This window comes from Malaciobacter halophilus, assembly GCF_002837275.1.
Lineage (GTDB): Bacteria > Campylobacterota > Campylobacteria > Campylobacterales > Arcobacteraceae > Malaciobacter > Malaciobacter halophilus.
Genome location: NZ_NXIF01000067.1, coordinates 1 through 8,133, shown reverse-complemented (window position 1 = coordinate 8,133; position 8,133 = coordinate 1). Strand labels below are relative to the sequence as shown.

The following is an 8,133-nucleotide window of genomic DNA, read 5'->3' as shown; positions in this document are numbered from 1 at the left end:
AGCTGGGCTTGTAAAGTTCTCACTTGCAATCATCTCTAAATGATTTGTTTGTCTTTTTAACTCTTCTTTTACATAAGAGTATATCTCTTTATCTGCTTCTTCTAATCTCTCATTTGTTATATAACTCATTTTTACTCCTTAAAACCTACTTCTTAAATTTCAAATTTATGGAAGTATAGCTAAAAATTTTTTTTGGCACAATCCAGATATTGCTATTTATTTAAAACTATCATTTCTTGGATAGATAAATGATAATGTTTGCTCTTTAAATACCTCTTTTGGATTCTCTTTTGCGAACATAATAATCTTAACTTCTAGTGGTGTATCTTTTTTATCTGATAAGAATAGTCTTTTTTTAGTCTCTAATATTAGAACTTTTTTAACTCTTCTATCTGCATTTAATTTAAATGGTTTAAATCTTTTTATTTTAAAGTTTTCATTATCTACTATTTTAATATCAAAAGTGTATGCTTTTTTATCTCTATTTTGTATTGTTAATAAGTAGTTGTTTGTTACATGATTGTTTTGTTTAATATCATAAAGTTTAGTAGTTTTATTTACATTTAATAGAAAATACTCTTTTTTTGAAGCTGATACAACTAATAAAACAAAACATATAGCAATGGCAACATAATACATAATGTTTCTCATACTAAAAAATTCTGTTTTTTTATCTTTTAATACTTCATTTGTACTTCCCCAATGTACAAGTGTTTTTTTACCAAGTTTACCCATTACATCTGTACAAGCATCTACACACTCTAAGCAGTTAATACACTCAACTTGAAGACCTTTTCTAATATCAATTCCTGTAGGACAGATTTTTACACAAGCTTCACAAGCTGTACACTCTTCATGTTCTTGTAGCTGTTTAGCTTTAAATATAGTTTTTTCACCATTTTCATAAATATTCCCTCCTCTATTTGTATCATAAATAGCTTGAATAGTATTGTCATCATATAAAACTGATTGAATTCTAGAGTAAGGACATACATAAGTACAAAAATGCTCTTTTGTAAAAACTATATCATATACTAAAAATAGTGCAACTGTTACTATGAACATTACCATAAACACATGTTCATCAGGCTCTTTCATATATCTAAAGAAATCTTCTGGTGGAACAAAATACCACATAAAGTTTGTTGCAATTATTAGACATAACATACCAAAAAGAGTTATAGAGAAAACTTTTTTTATTTTATTTTCTGTTTTTGTATAATCAACTTTTTTTTGTTTATTCTTAACTCTTCTTAGATTGAAGATTTTTCCTTCAATTAAATCTCTATAAATAACTCTAAAAATAGTTTGTGGACAGGCCCAACCACACCAAACTCTTCCACCTATTGCAGTTGTTGCAAAAATACCAATAAATAAAATCATAAGTAAAAATGGCATTATATAAAGTTCTTGCATCTCAAAAGCAAAACCTACAAAGTGAAACTCCATTCTATCAAAAGATAGTAATAGCATATGGTTTCCATTTATTGTTATAAATGGTAATACCAAAGTAAAAACTGTAATTGCAAAGAAGTTTAAATATCTCTTTTTTGCATAACTCATAAAAGCCTCCTAAAATATTTAATAACACTTTAGTGACATTTGGTGGCAAAAAAGTAAGCTCTAAAAGAAAAAGTGAGAAAAAAGTGACAAATTAGATAAATTTATCTAATTTGTCCATCTCCATAAATTTTGTATTTAAATGTTGTAAGGTCATTTATTCCCATAGGACCTCTTGAGTGAAGTTTGTTTGTAGAGATACCAACTTCAGCACCTAGTCCAAAAGCTCCACCATCAGTAAATCTTGTACTTGCATTTGCATATACACAAGCTGCATCTACTTCATTTAAAAACTTATTAACAGTTGAGTAGTTTTCACTAATTATACACTCAGAGTGACCAGAACCATGCTTATTTATATGATTAATTGCATCAGTTACATCTTTTACTACTTTTATTGATAGAATATTGGCTAAATACTCCGTATCATAGTCTTCTTGTGTTGCACATGGTATATCAATATATTTTATTGTTTCTTCACAACCTCTAAGCTGAGTATTTTTACTAATAAAATTTTCATGTAGTGGTGGCAATACATAATTTGCTACATCTTTATGTACTAATAAAGTCTCCATAGCATTACATACCCCTGGCCTTTGACATTTTGCATTAATTGCAATATCTATTGCCTTTTTACCATCTGCAAACTTATCTATATAAGTATGACATAAACCCTTATCGTGTTTTACAACAGGTATAATTGAATTTGCACTTATATATTTAATTAGTGCTTCTCCACCTCTTGGTACAAGTAAATCAACATATTTATCTTGCTTTATAAACTCTGCTACACCCTCTCTTGTAGAGTTAGGTAGTAGTGAAATTGCTTGTTCGGGAAGTTTATTTACTGCTAATACATTTCTTAGAATATCTGCAATTGCCTTGTTACTATTTTGTGCCTCTTTTCCACCTTTTAATATACAAACATTTCCACTTTTAAAACATAGTGCAGCTGTATCGCTTGTAACATTTGGACGACTTTCATAAATAATACCAATTACTCCAATAGGAATAGATACTTTTTGTATATTTAAACCATTTTCTGTAACCCAGCCATCAAGAGTTCTTCCTACTGGTTCTTTAAGTGAAGCTATTTGTTTTATAGCTTCAGCCATAGCTTTTACTCTATCTTTTGTTAGTAATAGTCTATCTTTTAAATCGTAACTTAGATTATTTTGTTCTGCTGCTTGCATATCTTTACTATTATTATGAACAATAAAATCGCAATGTTCAATTAATGCATCAGCCATCTCATTTAGTACTTTATTTTTAACTTCTCCACTTAAAGTGGCTATTTCTCTACTAATTTTTTTTGATTGTTCTAAAAATTGTTGCATTTGAATTTCCCTATATATACAGTAAGTATTTGTATTTTATCGAAAGTTTGTTTATATTTTAGGTTTTTTGTGAGGTTTATTATACTTTGGATTCTATAAAAGGGCATAAGCCCTTTTTTTATGAAAGTGAATTTAATTTTTCTATTAATGCTTGTTTTGAAGTAGCTCCAACCATTTGATCAACAATCTCACCATCTTTCATAAAAATAATTGTTGGAATAGATCTAATTCCATATTTTACTGCTAAGTCTTGTTGTTCATCAGTATTTACTTTACAAATATTTGCTTTTCCATCAAACTCTTCACCTAATTCTTCAATAACAGGAGCTAACATTCTACAAGGTCCGCACCATGGTGCCCAAAAATCAACTAATGATACACCATTTGCTACTGTTGAATCAAAGTTTTCTGCTGTTAAATCTATATATTTTCCCATAATTTTCCTTTATTATTTTTCATATTTTTTTATAATAGCAAAATTTTATCTATTTAGAAACTAAATGTCAAGTATGTACTTTTCAGTTTTATAGTAACTTTTAAGTAACTATTAAAATATTAAGGAGTAAAATATAAAAAACTAAAAGGCTTTCTAATGGAATCAAATAAAAAGTATAACTGTTTTTTTCAACTTGCTACTGATATTATTGGTGGAAAATGGAAAGGTATGGTTCTTTGGGCTTTAAAAAAAGATGTTAAAAGAAATGGTGAGTTAATGCGTCTAATCCCTAATATCTCTCAAAAAATGTTAACTCAACAACTAAGAGAATTAGAAGAAGTTGGAATAGTTAAAAGAGTTGTATATCCAGTAGTTCCTCCAAAAGTAGAATATAAATTAACAAAAGCTGGAGAGAAATTAATCCCTATTTTATATCAATTACATGATTGGGGAAAAGAGTATGCAACTAATAATGAAATTGGTCTAAAGTTTGATGAAGATGCAAATTGTGTAATAGATTAAACTTAATTAGTTTAATCTATTTTTACTAAGTATCTTCCGCTTACTTTTGAGTTTAGCATTTTTTCGTATGTCGCTTTTATATCTTCTAAAGAGATTTGAGTAACTAAATTATTTATATTTGAGACTTTATATTCTGAGGCTATTTTATTCCAAATATACTGCTTTTTTTCTAAAGGTATTTCAACTGAATCAATTCCTATAAGTCTTACTCCTCTTAAAATAAATGGAAAAACATTTGTATTTAGTTCATGAGAAGATGTTAATCCACAACAAGTAGCAACTCCACTATGCTTAAGTTGTTTTAATGCATGAGCTAGATATTGACCACCAACTGTATCAACAACTGCATCATAAACTTCACTTAACATTGGTTTTTTATTATCAATATCAAATTCTTCTCTTAATATTACTTCTTTAGCTCCAAGGGATTTTAAAAACTCTATTTTATCTCTTTTGCCTGTTATTGTAGTTACTTCATACCCAAGTTTATTTAAAATTGATACAGCAATACTTCCTACTCCTCCTGTTGCTCCTGTAACTAAAACTTTACCACTATTTATAGAGTTTTGTTGAAGTTCATTTATGCTAAGTGCTGCTGTTAATCCAGCTGTTCCATAAATCATAATCTCTTTTTCATCTAGTCCTTGAGGAATTTTTATAACCCAAGATGCTGGAACTTTAACATACTCTTGATGACCTCCATTTGTATTCATTCCTAAATCATATCCTGTTACAACTACTTTATCTTCTTTTTTAAAATTTTTGCTATTAGATTGAATAACTTCTCCTGATACATCTATACCTGTTACGTGTGGAAATACTCTTGTTACACCAGGATTTCCAATTGAACTTAATGCATCTTTGAAGTTTAAAGAAGAGTAAGAAGCCTTTATAAGTACTTCATCTTTTTCTATTTTTGGAATATCAATATCTTTTATAGAACTAATAAATTTTTTCTCTTCAGTTTTTTCTACTACAAACGCTTTCATTAATTTTCCTTTTTTTAAACGATTTAAAAAAGTTTAGCTAAAATAAATAAGAAGCACAAGAGCTTACATAAAAGATATATAGTTTCAAAAAAGATACTAAAGAGGTTATATAAATGAATAAAGATATTGATATGATAATAGATAAAGATAATGAAAAATGTCCAGTTGAAACTGCCCTTGATGTAATAGATGGAAAATGGAAAATATTAATTCTTTGGTATTTAAGAAGGGATACAAAAAGATTTAATCAGCTACAAAAATTAATGCCAAAAATTACACAAAAAATGTTGTCTCAAAAACTAAAAGAGTTAGAGTCTCATGGTGTGATAAATAGAGTTGTTTATCCAGAAATCCCACCAAAAGTAGAATATTCATTAAGTGAATATGGAAAGAGTTTAAAGCCAATTTTAAAACAGTTATATTTGTGGGGTGAAGAGCATAAAAATAAAGAGTTTTAAACTCTTTATTTTTTTATAGTTCTTTATTAAAGTTTTTATCTAATGCAGTTCTTACTCTTAAGTTTACTTCATTATATCCAAGTATTGCCATAATATCATAAACAGAAGGAGCTTGTGTTCCACCAGTAAGTGCTATTCTTATTGGTTGAAATAGTTGAGGAAATTTTAGTTCAAACTCTTTAATAAAAGGTTTTGTAATCTCTTCATAATCGCAAGCTAAATGTAAAGACTCTTTTTTCTCTTCTAGTGTTTTTAAGTATGCGTCTAAAAATTTTGGTGTATCTTCTTTAATAAACTTTTTTACACCTTTTACTTCATACTCAGTTGGTCTATTTATAATCTTATTTACTGCATCTTTTAATTCAACTAATGTTTGTGCTCTCTCTTTTGATAAATCAAGAAGCATCTCTTTTTTATCATGTCCATTTAAATAACAATCAAAAAATTCTAACTCTTTTGCTAATCTATCATTTGATACATTTTTAATATAGTGTGCATTTAACCATAACAATTTTTCTTGATTATATGATGATGCAGATTTATTTATATTTGATGGGTCAAATAGCTCTAACATCTCTTCCATTGAGAATATCTCTTGGTCTTTATTTGACCATCCAAGTCTTACTAAAAAATTTAATAATGCTTCTGGTAAGTACCCTTGTCTTTTATATTCCATAACATCCATAGCACCATCTCTTTTCGATAGTTTTTTACCTTGTGGATTATTAATCATTGGAACATGATAGAATTTTGGTATATCAAATCCAAGTGCTTCATAAATTATAATCTGTTTTGCAGTATTTGTTAAATGGTCATCTCCTCTTATTACATCAGTTATTCCCATTAATGCATCATCAATTGCAACAACAAAATTGTAAGTTGGATTTCCATTACTTCTTGCAATAATAAAATCATCTACTTCATTGCAGTTTATATTCATAATAGATTTTACGCCATCAACAAAAGTTATTTTACCTTCTAAAGGAGCTTTTATTCTTACAACTGGTTCAATATCACTTGGAGGTGTACCTGTAAAATCTCTATATCTTCCATCATATCTTGGAGTTTGTTTATTTGCCATTTGCTCTTCTCTTAAGGCTTCAAGCTCATCTTTACTCATATAGCAATAGTAAGCTTTTCCTTCATCTAAAAGCTGTTGAATATATTTTTTATAAATTTCCATTCTTTTTGATTGATACTCTACTTCACCATCATAATTTAATCCAACCCAATTAAAAGCTTCTAAAATTGCTTTCATTGCTTCATCATTATTTCTTTGAGTGTCTGTATCTTCAATTCTTAATCTAAATTCACCATTTGTTTTTCTTGCCCATAAATAACTATATAAAGCTGTTCTTAATCCACCAATATGTAAATACCCTGTTGGACTTGGTGCAAATCTTGTAACTGCCATTATTTTTCATCCTTATTTTTATTACTTCTAAAAAATCCAATTGCTGTAACTATCGCAACACCACTAATAAACACTATCATTGCAATATCAAGAGCTTCCATTTGCTTCCTTTTCTTTTAATTGACCACATGCTGCTGAGATATCAAGACCTTTTGATTCTCTAATAGTACAAAGCAATCCTTTATTTATTAAATACTCTTGGAATTTTACCATATCTTTACTTTCTGGTCTTTGATATGGTGTTCCTGGATACGGATTAAAGTATATTAGATTTACTTTTGCTTTGATTCCATTTAATAGTTTTAAAAGTTTTTCTGCTGAAGCTATGTCATCATTTTTATCTTTTATTACTAAATATTCAAACATAACTTTTTTTCTTGTATCAACTGGAAAATTTCTTACTGCTTGAATGATACTTTCAATATTGTAAGCTTTATTCATTGGAATAAGTTCACTTCTTAATTCATCATCAACTGCATGTAAAGATATAGCAAGTTGTATTCCTAAATCTTCTTTACCTAATTTTTCAATCTTACTACTTATTCCAGATGTTGAAACAGTTTGTCTTCTTCTACTAATTGCTAAACCATCAAGTTCACTAAATACCTTTACTGCTTTTACAAAATTTTTATAATTATCAAGTGGTTCACCCATTCCCATATATACAATATTTAGTGATTTGTTTTCAGGGATATTGTTATCTCTTTTGATATTAACAATCTGAGCTATATACTCTCCAACACTTAAATTTCTTACAAAACCACCTTTAGCAGTTAAGCAAAAAGTACACCCTACTTTGCATCCTACTTGTGATGAAATGCATACAGTATATTTCTCGCTTCTTTCTATTATACCTTCATCATTTACTTTTTTCTTTTTCATTAAAAGTAAAACAGCTTCAACTGTAAGTCCATCATGAAGTTGAAAAAGATATTTTATGCTTCCATCTAAACTTTTCTCTTTTTTAACTATTTTCATAATATCTAAAGCATAGTTTTTCTTTAATTTATCTTTTAAATCATTTGGTATATTCTTCATTTCATCATATGAAGAGGCATACTTTTTATATAACCAGTTATAAACTTGTTTTGCTCTAAAAGATGGTTTTAATTGTTCTTTTAATTCATCTAATGTAAAGTCATATATTGATTGCATTCTTACCTTTCTTTTACATCTTTTATTAGTTTGATTATACCCTTTTTCTACCCTATTTCTGCTTTTATGAAACTAAAATTCTTTTAATAATAAAATATTTATATGTTGTAAGATTTAATTATTGTTTCACGTGAAACAATGAAGTGAAATATGATTTTTTTATAAAATAAAGTTAAGATGAAGAGTTTATATTTCATATAAAGAGTTTCTATAAAAGAGAATAAAATAGAGCTTTTTATATAAAGTAGTCTATAAACTATTT

Annotated in this window: 8 protein-coding genes and 1 pseudogene; 2 read left to right on the top strand and 7 right to left on the bottom strand. The window is 27.8% G+C overall.

The genetic code is table 11. From position 1 onward, the window contains the following. The 4 genes and pseudogenes from glyA to trxA form a co-directional block, all read right to left on the bottom strand. Window positions 1-129, bottom strand: a pseudogene (gene glyA, locus CP960_RS13010) (serine hydroxymethyltransferase); the annotation flags it as partial. 87 nt (window positions 130-216) lie between these two features. After that, entirely contained in the window at window positions 217-1,563 is a 1,347-nt protein-coding gene (gene ccoG, locus CP960_RS13005; RefSeq protein WP_101185910.1) for a cytochrome c oxidase accessory protein CcoG, read from the bottom strand. Between the two features lie 101 nt (window positions 1,564-1,664). Beyond that, window positions 1,665-2,897: a glutamate-5-semialdehyde dehydrogenase gene (locus CP960_RS13000; RefSeq protein ID WP_101185909.1), complete on the bottom strand. Its 1,233-nt coding sequence runs from the start codon at window positions 2,895-2,897 to the stop codon at window positions 1,665-1,667. 118 nt (window positions 2,898-3,015) lie between these two features. After that, complete coding sequence (gene trxA / locus CP960_RS12995; RefSeq protein WP_101185908.1) at window positions 3,016-3,333, bottom strand: thioredoxin; 318 nt, start codon at window positions 3,331-3,333, stop codon at window positions 3,016-3,018. A gap of 156 nt (window positions 3,334-3,489) precedes the next feature. Here trxA and CP960_RS12990 point away from each other — a divergent pair, with 156 nt between their 5' ends. Then, complete coding sequence (locus CP960_RS12990) at window positions 3,490-3,855, top strand: winged helix-turn-helix transcriptional regulator (protein ID WP_101185907.1); 366 nt, start codon at window positions 3,490-3,492, stop codon at window positions 3,853-3,855. 11 nt (window positions 3,856-3,866) lie between these two features. Here the strand turns inward: CP960_RS12990 and CP960_RS12985 are convergent, their stop codons facing one another. Then, window positions 3,867-4,844 (bottom strand): YhdH/YhfP family quinone oxidoreductase, encoded by a 978-nt coding sequence (locus CP960_RS12985; RefSeq protein WP_101185906.1) that lies wholly within the window; start codon window positions 4,842-4,844, stop codon window positions 3,867-3,869. A 113-nt stretch (window positions 4,845-4,957) separates the two neighbouring features. Here CP960_RS12985 and CP960_RS12980 point away from each other — a divergent pair, with 113 nt between their 5' ends. After that, window positions 4,958-5,302 (top strand): winged helix-turn-helix transcriptional regulator, encoded by a 345-nt coding sequence (locus CP960_RS12980; protein WP_196778342.1) that lies wholly within the window; start codon window positions 4,958-4,960, stop codon window positions 5,300-5,302. 13 nt (window positions 5,303-5,315) lie between these two features. On the opposite strand, the gene gltX is transcribed toward CP960_RS12980, so the two are convergent. Beyond that, window positions 5,316-6,716 (bottom strand): glutamate--tRNA ligase, encoded by a 1,401-nt coding sequence (gene gltX / locus CP960_RS12975; protein ID WP_101185905.1) that lies wholly within the window; start codon window positions 6,714-6,716, stop codon window positions 5,316-5,318. Window positions 6,717-6,803: 87 nt separating this feature from the next. Further along, a complete protein-coding gene (gene rlmN, locus CP960_RS12970) occupies window positions 6,804-7,871 on the bottom strand; it encodes a 23S rRNA (adenine(2503)-C(2))-methyltransferase RlmN (RefSeq protein WP_101185904.1) in 1,068 nt (355 codons plus the stop codon). Window positions 7,872-8,133 lie beyond the last annotated feature (262 nt).

What these genes read in the sequence shown, in the direction of transcription:
- ccoG (WP_101185910.1), bottom strand. Translation starts at nt 1,563, where the DNA reads ATGAGTTATGCAAAAAAGAGATATTTAAACTTCTTTGCAATTACAGTT.
- CP960_RS13000 (WP_101185909.1), bottom strand. Translation starts at nt 2,897, where the DNA reads ATGCAACAATTTTTAGAACAATCAAAAAAAATTAGTAGAGAAATAGCC.
- trxA (WP_101185908.1), bottom strand. Translation starts at nt 3,333, where the DNA reads ATGGGAAAATATATAGATTTAACAGCAGAAAACTTTGATTCAACAGTA.
- CP960_RS12990 (WP_101185907.1), top strand. Translation starts at nt 3,490, where the DNA reads ATGGAATCAAATAAAAAGTATAACTGTTTTTTTCAACTTGCTACTGAT.
- CP960_RS12985 (WP_101185906.1), bottom strand. Translation starts at nt 4,844, where the DNA reads ATGAAAGCGTTTGTAGTAGAAAAAACTGAAGAGAAAAAATTTATTAGT.
- CP960_RS12980 (WP_196778342.1), top strand. Translation starts at nt 4,958, where the DNA reads ATGAATAAAGATATTGATATGATAATAGATAAAGATAATGAAAAATGT.
- gltX (WP_101185905.1), bottom strand. Translation starts at nt 6,716, where the DNA reads ATGGCAGTTACAAGATTTGCACCAAGTCCAACAGGGTATTTACATATT.
- rlmN (WP_101185904.1), bottom strand. Translation starts at nt 7,871, where the DNA reads ATGCAATCAATATATGACTTTACATTAGATGAATTAAAAGAACAATTA.